This is a genomic window from Paenactinomyces guangxiensis (assembly GCF_016055185.1).
GTDB lineage: Bacteria > Bacillota > Bacilli > Thermoactinomycetales > Thermoactinomycetaceae > Paenactinomyces > Paenactinomyces guangxiensis.
Window position 1 is genome coordinate 196,772 of the sequence record NZ_JAECVR010000003.1, and the last position, 17,040, is coordinate 213,811.

Annotated in this window: 17 protein-coding genes; 6 read left to right on the forward strand and 11 right to left on the reverse strand. The window is 36.5% G+C overall.

Features of this window, described 5'->3' with window-relative positions:
* The first annotated feature begins 1 nt into the window (after position 1).
* From istA to I8U27_RS05365, 3 genes are all read left to right on the forward strand, one after another.
* Entirely contained in the window at positions 2 to 1,123 is a 1,122-nt protein-coding gene (gene istA / locus I8U27_RS20510; protein ID WP_258567820.1) for an IS21 family transposase, read from the forward strand.
* 239 nt (positions 1,124 to 1,362) lie between these two features.
* Complete coding sequence (gene istB, locus I8U27_RS05360; RefSeq protein ID WP_198065850.1) at positions 1,363 to 2,106, forward strand: IS21-like element helper ATPase IstB; 744 nt, start codon at positions 1,363 to 1,365, stop codon at positions 2,104 to 2,106.
* 86 nt (positions 2,107 to 2,192) lie between these two features.
* Positions 2,193 to 2,414 carry a hypothetical protein gene (locus I8U27_RS05365; protein ID WP_181754630.1) on the forward strand — a complete coding sequence of 74 codons (222 nt, stop codon included), beginning with the start codon at positions 2,193 to 2,195 and terminating at the stop codon, positions 2,412 to 2,414.
* A 593-nt stretch (positions 2,415 to 3,007) separates the two neighbouring features.
* On the opposite strand, the gene I8U27_RS05370 is transcribed toward I8U27_RS05365, so the two are convergent.
* From I8U27_RS05370 to I8U27_RS05405, 8 genes are all read right to left on the reverse strand, one after another.
* Entirely contained in the window at positions 3,008 to 3,265 is a 258-nt protein-coding gene (locus I8U27_RS05370) for a S1 domain-containing protein (RefSeq protein ID WP_181754633.1), read from the reverse strand.
* Between the two features lie 13 nt (positions 3,266 to 3,278).
* Positions 3,279 to 6,032, reverse strand: coding sequence for a formylglycine-generating enzyme family protein (locus I8U27_RS05375; protein ID WP_181754642.1), 2,754 nt, complete (start codon positions 6,030 to 6,032; stop codon positions 3,279 to 3,281).
* A gap of 11 nt (positions 6,033 to 6,043) precedes the next feature.
* Complete coding sequence (locus I8U27_RS05380) at positions 6,044 to 6,793, reverse strand: class I SAM-dependent methyltransferase (protein ID WP_181754644.1); 750 nt, start codon at positions 6,791 to 6,793, stop codon at positions 6,044 to 6,046.
* A gap of 595 nt (positions 6,794 to 7,388) precedes the next feature.
* Positions 7,389 to 9,071 (reverse strand): DUF262 domain-containing protein, encoded by a 1,683-nt coding sequence (locus I8U27_RS05385; RefSeq protein WP_232345258.1) that lies wholly within the window; start codon positions 9,069 to 9,071, stop codon positions 7,389 to 7,391.
* Between the two features lie 253 nt (positions 9,072 to 9,324).
* Entirely contained in the window at positions 9,325 to 9,942 is a 618-nt protein-coding gene (locus I8U27_RS05390; RefSeq protein WP_181754646.1) for an excalibur calcium-binding domain-containing protein, read from the reverse strand.
* Between the two features lie 321 nt (positions 9,943 to 10,263).
* Positions 10,264 to 10,719: an NUDIX domain-containing protein gene (locus tag I8U27_RS05395; RefSeq protein WP_181754648.1), complete on the reverse strand. Its 456-nt coding sequence runs from the start codon at positions 10,717 to 10,719 to the stop codon at positions 10,264 to 10,266.
* Between the two features lie 129 nt (positions 10,720 to 10,848).
* Positions 10,849 to 11,106: a hypothetical protein gene (locus tag I8U27_RS05400; protein WP_181754650.1), complete on the reverse strand. Its 258-nt coding sequence runs from the start codon at positions 11,104 to 11,106 to the stop codon at positions 10,849 to 10,851.
* On the reverse strand, positions 11,075 to 11,395 hold the full coding sequence (locus I8U27_RS05405) for a hypothetical protein (RefSeq protein ID WP_181754652.1): 321 nt from the start codon (positions 11,393 to 11,395) through the stop codon (positions 11,075 to 11,077). The genes I8U27_RS05400 and I8U27_RS05405 overlap by 32 nt, the downstream gene beginning before the upstream one ends.
* Before the next feature lie 289 nt (positions 11,396 to 11,684).
* Between I8U27_RS05405 and I8U27_RS05410 the strand changes: the two genes are divergently transcribed.
* From I8U27_RS05410 to I8U27_RS05420, 3 genes are all read left to right on the forward strand, one after another.
* Positions 11,685 to 12,083, forward strand: a complete 399-nt coding sequence (locus I8U27_RS05410) for a helix-turn-helix domain-containing protein (protein WP_181754654.1) — start codon at positions 11,685 to 11,687, stop codon at positions 12,081 to 12,083.
* A gap of 159 nt (positions 12,084 to 12,242) precedes the next feature.
* Positions 12,243 to 13,022: a tetratricopeptide repeat protein gene (locus I8U27_RS05415; protein WP_181754656.1), complete on the forward strand. Its 780-nt coding sequence runs from the start codon at positions 12,243 to 12,245 to the stop codon at positions 13,020 to 13,022.
* Between the two features lie 274 nt (positions 13,023 to 13,296).
* Positions 13,297 to 14,277, forward strand: a complete 981-nt coding sequence (locus tag I8U27_RS05420; RefSeq protein ID WP_181754658.1) for an isochorismatase family protein — start codon at positions 13,297 to 13,299, stop codon at positions 14,275 to 14,277.
* A 210-nt stretch (positions 14,278 to 14,487) separates the two neighbouring features.
* Here I8U27_RS05420 and I8U27_RS05425 read toward each other — a convergent pair whose 3' ends face one another.
* The 3 genes from I8U27_RS05425 to I8U27_RS05435 are packed head-to-tail and all read right to left on the reverse strand — an operon-like array spanning position 14,488 to position 16,606.
* Entirely contained in the window at positions 14,488 to 14,940 is a 453-nt protein-coding gene (locus I8U27_RS05425; RefSeq protein WP_181754660.1) for a DUF6756 family protein, read from the reverse strand.
* Positions 14,941 to 14,956: 16 nt separating this feature from the next.
* Positions 14,957 to 15,976 (reverse strand): polymorphic toxin type 47 domain-containing protein, encoded by a 1,020-nt coding sequence (locus tag I8U27_RS05430; protein ID WP_181754662.1) that lies wholly within the window; start codon positions 15,974 to 15,976, stop codon positions 14,957 to 14,959.
* Positions 15,977 to 15,988: 12 nt separating this feature from the next.
* Positions 15,989 to 16,606: a YIP1 family protein gene (locus I8U27_RS05435; protein WP_181754664.1), complete on the reverse strand. Its 618-nt coding sequence runs from the start codon at positions 16,604 to 16,606 to the stop codon at positions 15,989 to 15,991.
* Positions 16,607 to 17,040 lie beyond the last annotated feature (434 nt).

Below are 17,040 nucleotides of genomic sequence, written 5' to 3' on the forward strand. Positions count from 1 at the left end.
ACTGTCCAGGCCCAAACCTAAACCGGTCATTGACTCAGTCAAACACATCATCTTGGAATGGCTGCGCCAAGATGAGCAAGCCCCGCCGAAGCAGCGCCACACCGCTAAACGAATCTATCAGAGACTCGTAGAAGAGTACGGATTCACTGGCGGCGAATCGACGATTCGCCGTTACGTGAGAGAGTTGAAAACCACTCCTTCAAAAGCTTTCGTTCCCCTCGAATTCCCGCCAGGGAAGTATGCTCAGTTTGACTGGGGTGAGGTAGAAATCTTGCTTCAAGGGAAGCAAGTTAAAGTCCAAGTTTTTTGTATGCGCTGTACATTCAGCCGCAAAATATTTATCAAAACATTCTTTCACCAGAAGCAAGAAGCACTTCTCCAAGGGCATGTTGATGCTTTTGAATTCTTTGGAGCCGTACCCCGAACGATCACGTATGACAATCTCAAAACGGCTGTAAAAAAGATCTTGGAAGGAAAAAACCGAGAAGAACAAGACCGCTTTATTCAGTTACGCTCTCACTATCTTTTCGACAGCTACTTTTGCGACCCGGCTAAGGGAAACCAGAAGGGACAAGTAGAGAACCTTGTAAAGATGTCCAAGCAACAATTCTTTACCCCGATGCCTTCCGTGTCGTCTTTAGATGAACTCAATCAGTTGCTCTTGGACAAATGCATCTCTTATGAGACCACTCTTGTGCCACGTTCAAAGCTGACCGTAAGGGAAGCGTTTCAGAAAGATAAAGAGAATATGCTGCCTTTACCGCCTTACCCACTGGAATGTTATCGATCTCTGCATGTAAAAAGCAACTCCCTTTCCATGGTCACTTTTGAGCAAAATGCATACTCTGTTCCCGTTTCCTATGCTTCATCCCCACTGATCTGTAAAGTCTTTGCAGAACGGATTGAAATTTACTCTAAAAGCGAGCTCATTGCTACGCATGAGCGATGCTTTGAGAGAGGGAAGGAGAGGTTGAACTACGATCATTATTTAGATCTACTCCTCATTCGACCCGGCGCTGTTGCTTTTGCCAGGCCCTTGCAACAAGCGAAGCTGCCTCTGATTTATCTGCAATTTCAAGAACAGTGCAAGCGTCGTCCTGGAGGGATGAAAGAATTTGTCTGAGGACTCCTGTTACACCGAGAGTTTGAACCTTCATTGGTAGAAGATACATTGAAGGAAGCTCAGCAAAAGGGGATGTTTCAATACGATGCCGTGAGGCAATTGTTGTTCCAACGAACATTGCCTGAACATCGTATGCCACAGCTGACGTTCGATTCAAACAGCCACGTCCCTGTGGTCCGTGTTAAAGCACCTAATTTGAAGCAGTACGACGTTTTACATCCAAAAAGGAGTGTGGTTCATTGAGTACTTCCCTGTTACTGGAGTCGTTGGCAAAACGCCTCCGTTTGCCAACGGTAAAGAAGCTTTACAAGGAGATGGCCAAAGATGCAGCTGAAAGGCAGATCCCTTACGAAGATTTCCTTTTGGCTCTTCTCGAACAAGAGGTCATGCAGCGGGAGGAAAATCAAATCGCGAGCAGGATCAAATCTGCAAAGTTCCCGATGCAAAAGTCTCTAGACCAATACGACTTTGCCGCTCTTCCCGTCTTGAACAAACCCAAGCTTCTACAGCTTGCTCGTTGTGAGTTCATCCAGAAGGCAGAGAACATCCTGTTTATTGGGAACTCTGGTACTGGCAAAACACACTTGTCTATTGCCTTAGGGATGGAAGCCTGCAAGCATGGTTATACCGTCCAATTTTGGACGGCGGCTAAGATTTCTAATGAGTTGATGGAAGCACAAACGGAAAAGCGCTTGCTTCAATTGGAAAAACAATGGCTTAAAGCCAATCTCATCATTCTTGATGAGGTGGGGTTTGTCCCCCTAAGTAAAGCAGGAGCGGAGCTCTTGTTCCAATTCTGTGCCTCCCGTTATGAGAGAGGTAGTATGATCATTACAAGTAACTTGGATTTTTCTAACTGGACTCAAGTCTTCAAAGATGAGCAAATGACAGCCGCTCTTGTTGATCGGCTTACTCATCGAGCCCATATCTTTGCGATGAACGGTGAGAGCTACCGCTTTAAACAAAGTATGCAACGGTCGTGATCATGAAAAAATTATCCACCCGTCGGGTGGCTACTTCTTTGCCAAGGTGGTCAATTTTTTGATGAGCACGGTGGTCAACTTTATGATTGACATTTACAAAAGGCTTATGGAAATATCCTACCTACGCCAAAACCTTCAATCCCGCAGACAACCAAATGCAGGAAGAAGCACGCCGGCAAGCAGAGGAACAACAGCGACAAGAACAACAGGCCAAAGAATCCGAATCAAATGTTCGCGATGATGATGACGACATTGATGTCGATTTCAATTCCAAAAACAAGAAACGAGGCCGTTCGGGTCGTAGGTAGGCCAAAACTTGGAGAATATCAAGGAAAAAAACAGCAGAGAAAAGTACTATTTGCGAAATCCCGCATGCCTATAAACCTTGGAACTGTAGTTAAACCACAAACTACTTTACTTTGATCCATTTTTTAATAAACGGGGCAAAACTCATAAGAACTAAGCCGGTTTTTCAGCCAATGATAGAAGAAAACCCGGCTTTTTATTTTATATCTCTTCACTTGTACGACTTTCAGTATATCCGGATCAAACCCTTCCGGTATATTAACGCCCCATTAACCGTTCCCATAACTAAGCAGTGGCGAAAGTGATGCGATGTGCTGGCTTACATATGCTATGAACCATGAATTTATAATTGATCGGATTTCATTCCACTTCTATGTCAAGCAAATTCCAAACCATCGCTAATCAACATGCTTTAAAATGAAAAAAGTGGTCTCTATAATAAAAGTCTACTGTTTCTGAATGACAAAGATAGTGAACTAAAACGATATAATGTTAAACCTTTCCTTCATAAAAAACTATTCGTGTAAGGACGATTTTTGAATTTCCCCATAGATGTAATATCATCAAGTATAACTACTTTTTGCAAGCTTACATTCTATTTATAAATAAAATCTTCATCAAATTCGATATCAGAGAGCTTAACAATATACGTTGCATAAAGCTTTCCATCTTTTTCAGCAGGAATAAATCTTACCTTGTCTCCAATATAAAGTTGTCTAAATCCTTCCGTTAGAATATCTAAATACCGACAAAAAAATTCTTTACCCTCATTATCTTTAATTATATAAGCAGATCCTTTATTATCTTGAGTACGGTGGGTAACTTCTCCGTACAAATATGGATTAGTAGACATTCATTATTCCCCCCTACCCTAAATCCTTACAACATCTAAACCCTATTGCATTACTTACACGATCTAATGTATAAATTCCTTTTGAGGATGATTTAATAGCCCGAAAAGGGTTATCGTAACTTCCACCACACAAAACAACATAATTGGAAGTTTCATCAATAGTTGAACTTAATTCCCATATATTGCCGCATGTGTTTTTAATTCCAAAGGGAGAAACATTTTTAATAAAGTTTTCCGACGGCAAAGGATGACCTACATGTATTTCATTTGAATCAACTAATTGCTTCCATTCTTCATAATCAACTATAACTTTTTTTGCCCAGTAATCAGCCGCATTTGCAATTGTTAAATCAAAATGATCTCCCCAGCTAAATAAGCTGCCGTACTTGCCTCTTGAAGCACATTCCCACTCAAACGATGTTGGTAAACGTTTTCCGTAAAATTTAGCATATGCATAAGCACTAAAAAAGCTAATACATATTGCTGGATATTTTAAATACCGATCATTACTGTAGTAATCCTTTATTTTTAACTTTTGGTAGTCAGGATGATGATCCCAATCTTTTGGTTGAAGGGGATGTTCAAATTCAGTTAAATCTTTCCCCTTAATTTCATCTAAAAATTGTAAATACTGTTCCACCGTAACACTTTCTTCATCAAACAAAATATCTTTGTTATTATATTTAATCAAAACTTTATCATAATCGCCTACTAGATAATATCCTTTCGGAACGATACACTGTCTATAATTCTTATCCAATTTGAGATTGAATTTTTCTGGTTTAGTTGAGATCTCAAAAATATAATCTCTTATTTTGCTTGTGATTCTTTGTACCTCTCTATCTAATTTCCCTGTTTTAAGAAAGCCCATGGCAAAAAAGAATTCATAAAAACACTTATGATTAAATTTAATATGAGTTGGGTCAATATATTTGAAAAACGTTTTTAGTTTCATATTATCAAAAGTAATAATTTGATCCGGAAAAAGCCTGTCGCCGAATACAGCAAATAATTCAATCAAATTAATCAAAGTTTTATTTTCTTGGAAACATTCATAAAAATAGCTGATAAAATTGTTCATTAGTAAAAGGTCATTTGCTTTCAAAAACTCTCCTCTAATGTAGTTATAGATTAGTTCTGCACTATTGAATGAGTTGTTGTCAACATTATAAGCTTCTATAGCTTCGCTTTTGGTGAGATTGTCAATGAAAAAATACTCCAATGGAGTACAACTAACCTGTGTATTATGTTTTTTTAATAACTCTCTGGCTATTTGATTGTGCTTTAAAGAACATTCTTTACTGTTTAACTTTATCTCTTCTAGTTTTAGCACTCTGAAATTGGGTAGCTGCAGTGGATCAATTCCAACGGAAGTCAACCCAAATTTAACTTTGTCCGATACTATAGCGTTTTTATTAAGCAATTCTCTTATATACCTGGAGGACATAAAGAAAGAGATCCGTGAAGTAATAATAATTCTGGATGTTTCCGAAAACAATTTCGATATTTCACCGAAAATATCGAGTATCTCATCCAATCTTATTTCACCAAACAATTCATCTAATCCATCTAGTAAAGTAATGATATATCCTGATTTATTTAAGAAATACACAACATCAAAAATCTCAGTATCATTAAGCTTTAAATATCCACGAAGTTGCCTTGTAATGAAACTTTCTATCGTTTCTCCACGCTTCATAAGCCCAAGGTCAAAGTATAATACATATGAGTCTCTCTTAACCTGTCTAACCTTTTCGAGAATAGTTTTACAAATATTTGTTTTTCCGCCGCCAGCATTTGAGATAATAAATAAATTACCAAAATCGTTATCAGTTACCTTATCAATCAATTTGTTTACATTACTTGTTTCTTCAATTACATAGTCTTGTTTGATCAAATCATACATAAGTAATTGGCCGCTTACCTTTAGAATCTGTTGATAACTTTTTAATGAGCTTAATTTTGACATTACAGCCTGATAATAATTATTGTAGTTTAGAAAATGTCCCAAAAAAGATTCAAAAGATGATATCTTCGAATCTCCAATGCTGTGCTTTATGTCTTCAAGTTGATATTCTTTATCCGTAATAATATATCTGGTTTTCTTAGGATAAACAGTCTTGAACAAACCGTGCTTTTTCATTGTAAAAATCTCTACTAACTCAGATAAACTTTTGGATATAAAAACCTCAACATAATCATATTTATTTCCTATATTACGGACAAAAAGAAGATAAGCTGTTTTAGAGGATATTTCATAACAATTTTTTTCTTTATACTTCAGTACACCATAAAATTCTATAATAAATGCCACTTTATTTTGAATATCGGGGTCTAAAATGGACTGTTTATCAGCTATGGTGTGGGCATTAATGCTTTGAAACCACTCAAGAATCTTTAATAATTTACGGATCGATTCAATTGCATCGCTTTCACTTACCTCTCCACCATGATGAGAGGCCCGATTTCTTACTCGTTGAATATCAATCATATAATCGTAGACTTCACGGCTTTGAATATACGATGAACACACTTTTATTAAGTCATTCAAGGTTTTGTTTCCCGGGTCTCCCTTAACTTTATTATTTATCCAAATACGTTTTAATAGGGACTCTAATATTTTACCTATTAAGTTTGCTGTGTTTTCCGGATACCCATCTTGCAAAGATTTGATAGGTCTTTCAAAATCCTGCCCCAAATATTCTTCCATATTTTTGTATAGAATCAATTCTTTGCATATTTCTTCTAATGTTTTGTGCAGGCTCATAAAAACACTCCCTATTCTTTTAAACCACTAATAAAAACAAACCTATCATTGAACTTTAAATCGGTTTCTTCTTTATACTTATCCATTATTTCAATAACACCCTTTTGAATTTCTTCATCGCTAAAATTTGATAGAAGCGACATATAGCGTTCCTTAACCATTTGTATATATGTTCCTTTATTTATTGAAAGCGGATACTCTACAAAGTCGATATTCACTTTAAAGCCCGCTGTTTCTAAACCATTTGCTATTTCATTATAATGAGGTTGTAACTTTTGGTATAATTTCAATGCATCTTTGAAAAGAGGGTAGTCTATAGTGGGCGGCAACATAATAATAAGTAATGTGCCATTATGATCTAGACAGTCATATAACTTATCAAATAATATGCTTTTATCCTTTGAAGATATATGGTGAATCATCTCTTTAATAAAAACTTTGTTGTATTTATACGACTTTTGAGTGAACTCAATTGCATCATGGTTTATAGTGGTTATGCCTTTTTCGCTATGGAGTTCAAGCAACATCTTTTCCGATATATCTACACATAAAATCTTATGTTTCAACTTCATTTGTCTTAATATCTCTTTAGAATAAATCCCAGTTCCACATCCCAAATCAACTAATCTATCATCTTCCTTGAGATTTAAATATCTGATTATATTTTTGGAAATAAAACTGACAAACTCATTTGAATAAGCCCAAAACTGATCATAATTTGACGCAAGTCTATTATAGTGATTTAGAATATTTTCATTCACATATAATCCCTCCATTTTTGGATATAAGTTTGATCAACGTACTACACTTTTTTACTATTAAGATAAAATATGAATACGTAAACATAAGCCTATTAACGATGATGAAGCAATGAACATCTAGGGAGATATCGTAGGTAAGTCAAGGGAGTTTTTAATTTCACCTATCAGGGTTTATATCGAGAGATAAATTACCTAAATTGAGTTTATAGAAATTCAGAAAGTTTTTCTAGTCAATTGTGTTAACTAATTCAAGCATTTCGTAATAATCCTGACTCCTCTAATTGTCATTATATTGTCCTTACTCAATGATATTTCAATGTCTTCATTCAATATTTTTGCTGCAATTTCCTCTATTGTTGCATTAGTTAACCGGAGCATTACTCTTTTCAATCCTTTTCATCTGTGATGGTATTCATCTTTGGCCGTTCCCATATATGAAAGAAAAGGTTTTTTAATAGTAAGCACCTTTGGTAACCAAGAATCTATAGAGGGACTAATCGAGGAAGTTTAAGATATGAAAAAAGGCGGATTGCCCGTTTGTCCGCCTTTTTTCATCTGCACTTTTGGAAATTGTATTTTACAGTGGACGCCAAGGCTAGCATAAATTATTAACAAGTGTATCAACCATTTCAATTTGTCGTTCTTTTAATACACCCGGGGTCCAATTATTAGCCTGATAAATAAAAACCTTGCATCCAACAAAAACATCAATCCGCTTTTTTAAGTAGCGCTCTTTTTTTTCAGAGAAATCCAGGTTACTAAGGGAAGAGTTTTTAATCTTATTGATCAAAACTAAATTGGCCAATTTATGAACCCAAAATTTCCTTTCTTTTTCCGGAAAGGTTTCTACCCATTTACTGTCAACCTTCGGATTTTGAGGCAACACATGTTCGACACTAATGTGTTTGTAATTTGACAAGTGCACAGTTTGGAGAGACTTTAGGTATTCATATTTTAACAGGATATAACGAGCAAATTTTCGCCCGTATATATCTCCGTTTAGCACATTTCTTAATGAGGCTTGGTCAACTTGAAATAAGATGCCCTGATTCAATATTTCCAACTCATAGCTGGCTTTTTCGATTGCTTTTAATATCCTATTCATATTTTCAATTCTTTGAGTAGGAGAATACTGTAACAACCAATCACTTGTGAATTTGTATTCTAACTTTTTTACAAATTCGTCTAATGTCCCTATCCCGAACTTTTCATAAAATAACAGTAACGGCGGAATCCAATCTTCGGAGGGTAACCCGATCTGCATGATAGTAACAAGATTTCGATAATCATTCGTTAAATCGTTTCTTTCCAATTTTATCAAATCATCATAATGGGATTTATACTTTTTAATCAGGTCAATAGTAGGCTTCCCTACCTCTAACAACTTCTTCTTATAAATATTCTCTTCATACTCCTCAAGCAAGTTTACACGCTGTTTTTCTTTAACCAAAACGGTTCGAACAAAAGAAAGGAAACGATCAAAATCCTCTCCCAGGTCGCTTTCAATCTCTTCCCAGACTCTGGCATACTTTTCATTTTCTTTTTCATCTATTTCTCCAATATTCATCGATTTTAGGATATCTGCACTGGATAATGGAACTCCTCGATTGTTTAAGATCGTAAAGAGCCTGAATGCATCTTCACGATTATCCGTAGAAACATAGATCAGAACGACTTTTTGGAATAAAAATTGAGCGAATTGGCTAATTTGCTGTTGTGTTTTATCGCTAAAGAAATCTTTTATAGCAAATATGGCACTCACCATATTTTGGGTGGAAACGCTTCCAATCCGTGCTTCCTCTTGTAATCCTGTCTTGTTATCTAAACCCTTTTCCTCTTGAATATACTTTTGAATAAAATCTTCAACCTGATCACGAATTTTATAGATGATTCTAACTCTTGACGGAATACCCGAGTAGGGGTTTGCATCTTGATAAATACACTTTTTACATGAGTCCTTTAACAAATGATTAGTAGCTGTATCTCTCAACACTGCCATTAATAGAAGCAATGTAGTTAAACGTTGTTGACCGTCCAGGATTTCATATTCTTTATAATAATCGTTATGCATATTTCTTAATACGAGCGATCCAAGAAAATATTCCTTCGTAGGATTGTTTTCACTGGCAAACCACAAATCGTCGAGCAAATCCTTTACTTGATCATTTCCCCAAACATAGGACCGCTGGTATTCCGGAACAAGAAACCAGAAGTCAGAAAAGATATCATTTAGTTTCTTTTTTTTCGCCTCAATTTCCCTTTCTAACAAAAAAGCCAATGAAGATCTACTCCTTTTATAGTGTCGAAGAATAATATGAATACACAATTCATATTATACAAATAATAAGATTAATTCTGTCATAACTATTATTTTGTTACAAATTTTTTAGAATAGCAACCCCGGACAGAGAAATGCCAATTGTCCGAGCAAAAATTAAATTTTGGAGAATTCGGAAAACCACTTCTGGACACAGTTTCAGAAGTGGTTTTCTACAGTCTGAACCTATTCGTTTTGTCAGATCGCTAAAACATTATTTTAGAGACTCACAGGCTACCCCATTTTTATCACGGTCCAGCTTGGTTACATTATACGCCTTCATGTATGCAGTTGCTTCTTCGCTAGTCGAAAAATCACTGCATGTAACATCAGTTCCTTTATAAGGAGGTTTACTGCTGGCAGAAGATGAATTACCAGACGACGAGGAAGATGATGATGTTTGTTGATCTGTTTTAGCTTTTGCAACCTCTTCTTGTTTTTTCCTTTCCTCGGCAGCTTGTTTCTCAGCCTCTTCTTTTGCTAAAGCTTCTTTTTTTCTCTTTTCTTCTTCAAGACGCTTTTTCTCTTCCTCTAATTTTTTTTGCTCAGCTAATTTCTTGGCTTCTTCTTCTTTTTTCTCTTTTTCTTGATCTTGTTCCTGTTGCGCTTCTAACTCTTTACCAAAGTCCGGGGAGGTTACCGCCCCGATGATTAGCAGTATAAGAGCCAGAATAAAACATCCTAACGAAGACAAGATCGTATGTAGACGTTTTACCGTAAACTTATTTTTAATGATTGGTTGAACCATACGTTTTGGATTAATGGTTAGTATTAAAAAAACAATTGACAGAAGAATCAGTAGCAACCCCAGAAACACCAGTAGTGCTGACATTGATCAAACCCTCTCTAAATAATAGTTTACATTCCATATCTCAGAAATCGTCAAAACTATTATACAAAAATCCCTATTCCAAAAAAGTAACACCCTTTATGGTACATTAGTGGTATAATGTTTATTTTTTGTAATTTATCTGAGGAGGGAGCTTTGAACAAGTCTGAAGGTGTATGAGAATCCGGATCGAAACCTGTCTTCAGGCTAATTAATTGGTCTCAGTTGAAGTTAAGTTTAAATTATTTGAATAGAAAGATTTAAAGGGATGCTCTTGAAAACATCCCTTTTCTATAAATCGTTTGCTTTCCCCCTGTCAACGGCTCAAACACCAACACAAAGCATTTGTTCTTTAAACTCCTGAATCACATCCTGAAATCTTAAATCTATGCCTTCGGGGAGTTCTTGGAAATCAAAGTAGCTTATTTCTTTAAACTCCACTCCATCGGATTTGACATTCTCCTGAATATCACGGGTGAGATAGACAGTGGCCACAATATACTTTTCACTTTCGTTTGCAGCCGGGTATTTCTCTCCAGAGAAAACACGAACGAGACGGAGTTCACCGATGACTAACCCCGTTTGTGCAAACACTTGGCGGCGTGCGGTATCTTCCAGCGTCTCCCCCCGTTTTAAAAGACCGCCGGGCAAGCCCCATGTACCTTTTGCACCTTTTTGTAAAAGCAACTGGCCTTTTTCATTAATCACAAGTACATGGGCCCCGACAAGGAGATCCGGACAATTCCCGATCCAGTTTTTTATTCCTTGAATGTATTCCATAGTGCTCTCCCTTATGCAAAGAGAATGGTATCATGAATGTAACGTGTTATTTTTTCTGAGTCCCTTTTTGGGATTCTTTTTTTGTTTTGTATATCTAAACTCTCCAATCCCGATCTCCATAAAACTTCACTACCTGTCTTTCTTGTTGTTTTGCTCGGCAATGGTCGGCAACAGATTTATCCTGTCTGTCCTCCCTGCTGTCAAATTGGAATCAAACACATAGTTGCGGCACTTCATATTGAAGCAGCTTCTTAACTCCCGGGTGACCTCTTCGATCTGAAGCCGGGAATAGCCCAGTTTCGCCATGACATAGACAACAAACCCCACAGCCTCTCCTTTCTTGATGGTGTCCGACTCACCTCGCGCCAAACCCTTTTTTTGTCCCAAATCTCTTCCCTCCCCTCTCTCCCAGAGCAAGTTTCTCATCCACTCTGCCGGAAAATATGGTAACTCCGTCTTCCATTTCGGCCTGAATAAGATCTTTAAGCGGGATGTGAACCTCTCTGCCATCAGTCGTTTCAAGTCGGACAATTTTGATCCGGTGATAAGGGTGGCCATATACGCCGCCAGTGATCCTTTCTTGATGCAAACCTTTTGCCTGAACCTCTTTCTTCACTGCCTTGATTTGACGGCGTTGTTGTAGATCCGCCCAGCCTTTAAGCTGATTTTTTTGCAAACTTTTAACCTCCTCCCATGCTCTCACCATGTCATTGATCTGTGAGTTCGATATCTCCCGCCTGATTAAATTATAGTATGATCAATTAAATTTTTTCAATATTTTGGTATTTTAACTTACCTTTTTAGATGAGATGCGTTTCCTGGGATTAACAACGAGATTACGCAGGTTTTCCTCTCCTGTGACTGTACTGTTTAAACAATATTCATTTAAACGGAATATTCTATTTCCTCCTCCCCCATTTTATGCCATAATAGGATATTAAAATCAGGGTTTGGGGGTAAAAAGAATGGAGAATCATCTGTACGATGGATTGATTCGTTACATTATTAAGAAAACACGGCTGGATAAAGGGCTGCAACAAAGGGATTTAGCCGATTTACATATTTCTGACGGGACGATCAGCAATGTCGAGCGCGGCAAAGTTGTTGTCAGAGATGATACATTCAATTATCTGTTAAACAAACTGGGGCTTGACGGCGGGAAATTGAACGAACTGGTCAAAAAGGAAAAGGAGTTTATCGAACATTTAAAATTCCGATTGGACTGTATTGAAAGCATGTTAAACAATGGGTATTTGGAATTAGCGAATGAGGAATTGAAACTGATTCACTTGGATGAGTTCCATCCGTTGGCTCCGTTTCTTATGTATTTGAAAGGACGTTATATCTATAAAAAGAAAGAATAGAAGAAAGCGAGCAAATATTTTAAACTAGCTCTTCGCTTATGTAAACAACACCAGATTGAATCCGAAAACAATATAGTTTCCGTTTGCTATAATCAATTAAGCAGTTGCAGCTACCACCAAAATGATTTGATCCGGGCACTTGAATATGTCAAACACGGGTTGCAAAACTACAACGAGTCAAAAGAAAGAAAAGAAATAAAGTATTTTTTGTTGGACAACAAAATTCTCTACTTGATAAAATCATCCCAGTTAGATCACGCATCACAGGTATTAAATGAACTTTGGCCATCTATTCCCCAAATTAACAGCATTCGAGTTGTACTTAATCTATATAAGTATCGCTCTATTCTCTTACGTGAACGTGGACAGTTTGAAGAGGCAATCGCTATTTGCAAGGAAGGAATCGAAATCGCCCGTAGAAATTGGCTTAAAATTCAACACCTTGACCTGCTTAATGTATCAGGAAGTGTTTACCTTAAAGATAAAAAGCTTGATATGGCCCTTCCACGGTTTGAAATGGTCCTCAAGTTGGATCAAGACTTTAATTATCCACGCAGACATTTAGATGCTCACACTTACCTGGGGATTTTATATACCACTCAGGAAAGTTGGGAAAAAGCAGACGATCATCTTAAAAAAGCAATTGCAATTGGACGAAAAACCTCTGATGTTTTTCGGCTTGCAAAAGCTCTTATTGTACATGGGAATTACTTATGTCAACAATATAAACACGATGAAGCTGCTCCATATTATCAAGAAGCCGCAGACCTTTCAGAAAAACATGGATTCAAGCAAAGACAGTTTTCAGCCTTATTGAAATTGTCAACTTGTTTTGCTAAGATGAAATATAATGAAGAACTTTACAAATGTAATGAAAGGATTGTCTCTTTAATTGAGGAACTTAAGATTTTAAACGAGGATGATTTTTATGAAGTATAGCATGTACAGCATGCCAAGTCCGACCGTTTTTTTCCTTTTCAATCCTCTAGTGACTCAAATTACCGGTGATGAGAATGACGACGATACTATAAACTGATTAAGAATTTAAAGGAATTATTGCAGGTTTATTTAGATAACATCCTTAACAGGGTGTTATTTTTATTTTTTCATTAAACAGTACAAATCTTCACTGAAAACCTGATAAATATAGATATTATCAGACAATAATAATAATATAGACATGAGAGGGAATTCCATGAAAGGGGCTTGATGCATGGATTTTAGTCAACTTAGAGTGAAACCGCTAAGATTTATCCCTTTTGATTTGGGAGTTAACTTATCTCCAAAAGAAAGGAAAGAGATCCATCTTTATTTGAAAAATAAATATTTGGTTAAAGAACTAGATGAACGGAAAAAGGCGATTCTCTCCAGGGAGCCCATCATTGCATCTATATATGGAAAAGATGACAAACTAGAATTATATTTATTTGATACGGGTATTGGTGTATTTGTTTTAAAGGATAAAACAATGATGTATAAAGAGGATATACGCTTTGCTGCTAAATTTTTAAAAGACCGCAAAGACTGTCATCACTCCATATTGGAGGGGAAATACTCTGAATCGTTAGCAATTCATAAAGTTATTAATGAAATTAGAAGCGTCTTATCCCCATCTAATAAAAAAATGCGTGTATCAGGATTACCGTCTTGGGAATACGATGGTTTATCTTATGTTATGTCTATTTATTTCTTCTTTCCGATCCAACAAATAAAACAGACAATATCATTTACGTATTTACCTGACTATTTGCAAAAAGGAATTCCAGCCATTTTGAATCCAGCTTACTTTATCAATGAAGAAGGCAGCCCCTATAGACAGTACCTTAACTGGGAACGGTTGTCTTCTGACTTAGAGCAGGAACTCCATCCCCAAATTAAGCCTTATGCTAAAACTGTCTTTAAGAAAGGTATTTATACGGCAATAAATGATGAAACGCTTCTCTATATTAAAGAAAATAATATTAGTAAAATATTTATTTTAGGAATCGATACGGATTGTTGTGTACTTAAAACGGCGGTTGATTTATTTGAACATCATCTCCACCCAATCGTTTTAAGCTATTACTCCGCTTCAAATGGCGGGAAGGAAAGCCATAATGCCGCAATTAAGGTCTTAGAAAGATTAATAGGCAGACAAAATATTATTCATACAGAGCTTACTTCAGAAAGAGTGAAGGAATGTTATCGGGGATGATTTATTCCCCAAAGTTATTAGCATCGCCTACATGAAAAGTAATCAATGTCATATGAGCCTCGTAATCTTAGACAATTATGTTGCGTTTGAATTCCACGGTTTGACGGTAGTGGAAAATAGCCCTCATCTGCCGAACAGGTGGGGGCTATTTTCCGTTAGCCTGTAAATAAAAGACGATTATCCGGACTGGACAACCGTCCAGGCAAAACTTTATTGTAAAAATCTATCGTACTGTGGTGTTTTATATTTTTTTAACCACTCAATGGAGTTACCAGAAGCGATCAGTACATCGTGATGATTAAAACAAAATAAATAATCAAATGCTTTGTTAGTTACATAAAATTCCACATTAAACATTTCAGACAGAATCTTAACCACATTACTGCCACCTACAATGGCAAAAGATGATTTCTCATCCGTGGGATTAAATAGTAACAATGCTTCTGAATCAGCAATATATTCGCCAATCCATCGCCATGCATCAGAATTGTTAACAGCTAATTGTACTGTTAGATGCTCCCATAATGGAAATCTATTCTTTCCATCTGCATATTTTATAGCTAGTTGATGAAAAATGTTTTTTGTTTCTGATACGGACAATTCCTTAACTTCAATTTTCATTGATTGTGCGGCTGAAACTATTTGCTCTTTAATGTTCCACATATGCCCTCCAAAAATCTTATCGATTGACCGGAACACTATCTACTAATATATGTCCACGCACTGCTCCACCACTACCCCGTTTGCCTCCGGTCTGGTATCCTACATGCGGTACATCTGGTCCATTCTTGGTATGTCCGGTATCGATATTTACTTCAGCGCCATTCTTTGCTCTCCATTCAACTGGGAACGATTTCCCGTTAGCATCTTTTCCCCACTTGGTAACTATGAAATCCTCTCTTGGTACACCAGTTCTTTTGAATGCTTCGTCCAAAGCATCCTTATAAGTTTTTCCAGTTCCTCTAAAGTCTAAATCTACACCTTTTTTAAACTTATAACCCGTGACACTTCCAAGTTCAGTGTTATCTGTCCCCTTAGTCCCACCATTATTTTTTCCCTCAATCTTATTTACCCCAGGTTTTTGAGGTATATGCGAAGGGCCACCGGCTGGCTGTAATTTCGGGCTAAAATCTAATTGCGCCGCTAAGTCATCGATTTTTCTGTTTATTTCCTTTAATAAATTCTTTCCATCATTATATACTTCTTCAAGGAATCCCACTATTTTTTTCTTTGAGCTATTGTAAAAACCTTCGATGAATCCCCATGCATTTTTCAAAGGACCTTTAAATAACTTAACTATTTTTACATATGGGATTATCCCCAATATTGACACTACATAATCAAATGCATCCAGTTCGTCTCCGGAAATAGAATCTTTTCCAGAAGCTAAATCAATGATACTTTTTATGGTTGAGGCGATGGGAATACAATCGACGACCGCGCTTAAGGTTCGATCCGCCTCTTTTTCATTCTCAGCTATGCCCAACCATATAAACACATCGCTGAATCGGAATGATTGATCTTCTTCTTTTTTTGGCTGAGTGTTCCGATGAGGGCTTCCTTTGTCAAAATCGTCATTGACCTCAGGCACTTCGAAGCTGCCGCCGGGATCTGCATAACTCTGTCCCACAAAAGAACAACTGAGGACAGTTAAACAAATGAGCAACTTAAACAATAGTAATAATATTCTCTTTATCATTTTGTCACCCTGTTATTTGAAAATCATGAGGAAAAGAAAGATAAACACATTAAATAACACAACTAACAACAATGAAATAAATAAGGTGAAAAATCCTTTTAAATAGGAAAAAGCGTGAATTTCACTTAATGCAATCACTAAAAATACCACCCACCAAACAAATATTGCGAGTTGCAACGTATATAAAATTAAAAATAATACAGACAAAAACATGCTGTTTTCCAGGGTGGGTTGTGTACTTTGAAAAAACTCATTGCCAAGAAGGATAATTTCCAATAACGTAATGATCAAAGATGCAATATAAAAGATACTTGACCACTCTACTACTTTTCTTACTTGCTTCCATTCACCCACGCCGCCTAGCCATTTGCCGGCTATGGTAAATAAGAATGCAGTAATCCATACAAAGATATACCCGGAAAGTGGACTAAAGATGATGCCTAACAACAGAATAGTAGAAAGACTTAAAGTGTCCCCTGGTGATTGTAGAGAGGAGTTTTCCAAATTAATTGCCAAACCAAATAATAATATCAATAGAACAGTCTTTTTATTACTTTCTAAAATCCAACGAACGGTTTGTTTTGGATTCATCCAAATTGAGAGCCACGGGGTATGGTATTTTTCTATCAAGTACTGTGACCTCCTAATCTTTAACCTGTCCTAAAAATGTAGAAAATTCACTTTGAAATTATATACACATAAGTCAATAAATTTCAATATTTATTATTCGTTTTTTGGAGAAATTTGATTTCAGTTTTAGGGGAGCTTTTATATTCTTATGGCAGGTGAACTTTTTTCTTAATGTGTGAGATCTATTCATGAATAAGATGATAAAGTAGGTCAAAATTTTCGACTGGACACAGATGCAAAAGAAGATTGCCTTATTCCTTAAATAAAAGAACAAGCGAAGATGAATTTGCTCCATAAGAAGCAGATACAAAATAATTGAAGATTGGAACGCTGGAGATTGATCCTTATAAGACTAATTGTGACAATCCAGTCCAAGTGGGGCGGATAGAGCATCAATTACGGCTTCTGTTTTATGCAAGATAAATTCAGCTCCC

Bases quoted from the DNA above. Each gene is read 5' to 3' on its own strand.
- I8U27_RS05370 (WP_181754633.1), bottom strand. From the start codon at position 3,265: ATGTCTACTAATCCATATTTGTACGGAGAAGTTACCCACCGTACTCAA.
- I8U27_RS05430 (WP_181754662.1), bottom strand. From the start codon at position 15,976: ATGATAAAGAGAATATTATTACTATTGTTTAAGTTGCTCATTTGTTTA.
- I8U27_RS05395 (WP_181754648.1), bottom strand. From the start codon at position 10,719: ATGGAATACATTCAAGGAATAAAAAACTGGATCGGGAATTGTCCGGAT.
- I8U27_RS05425 (WP_181754660.1), bottom strand. From the start codon at position 14,940: ATGTGGAACATTAAAGAGCAAATAGTTTCAGCCGCACAATCAATGAAA.
- I8U27_RS05375 (WP_181754642.1), bottom strand. From the start codon at position 6,032: ATGAGCCTGCACAAAACATTAGAAGAAATATGCAAAGAATTGATTCTA.
- I8U27_RS05420 (WP_181754658.1), top strand. From the start codon at position 13,297: ATGGATTTTAGTCAACTTAGAGTGAAACCGCTAAGATTTATCCCTTTT.
- I8U27_RS05410 (WP_181754654.1), top strand. From the start codon at position 11,685: ATGGAGAATCATCTGTACGATGGATTGATTCGTTACATTATTAAGAAA.
- I8U27_RS05390 (WP_181754646.1), bottom strand. From the start codon at position 9,942: ATGTCAGCACTACTGGTGTTTCTGGGGTTGCTACTGATTCTTCTGTCA.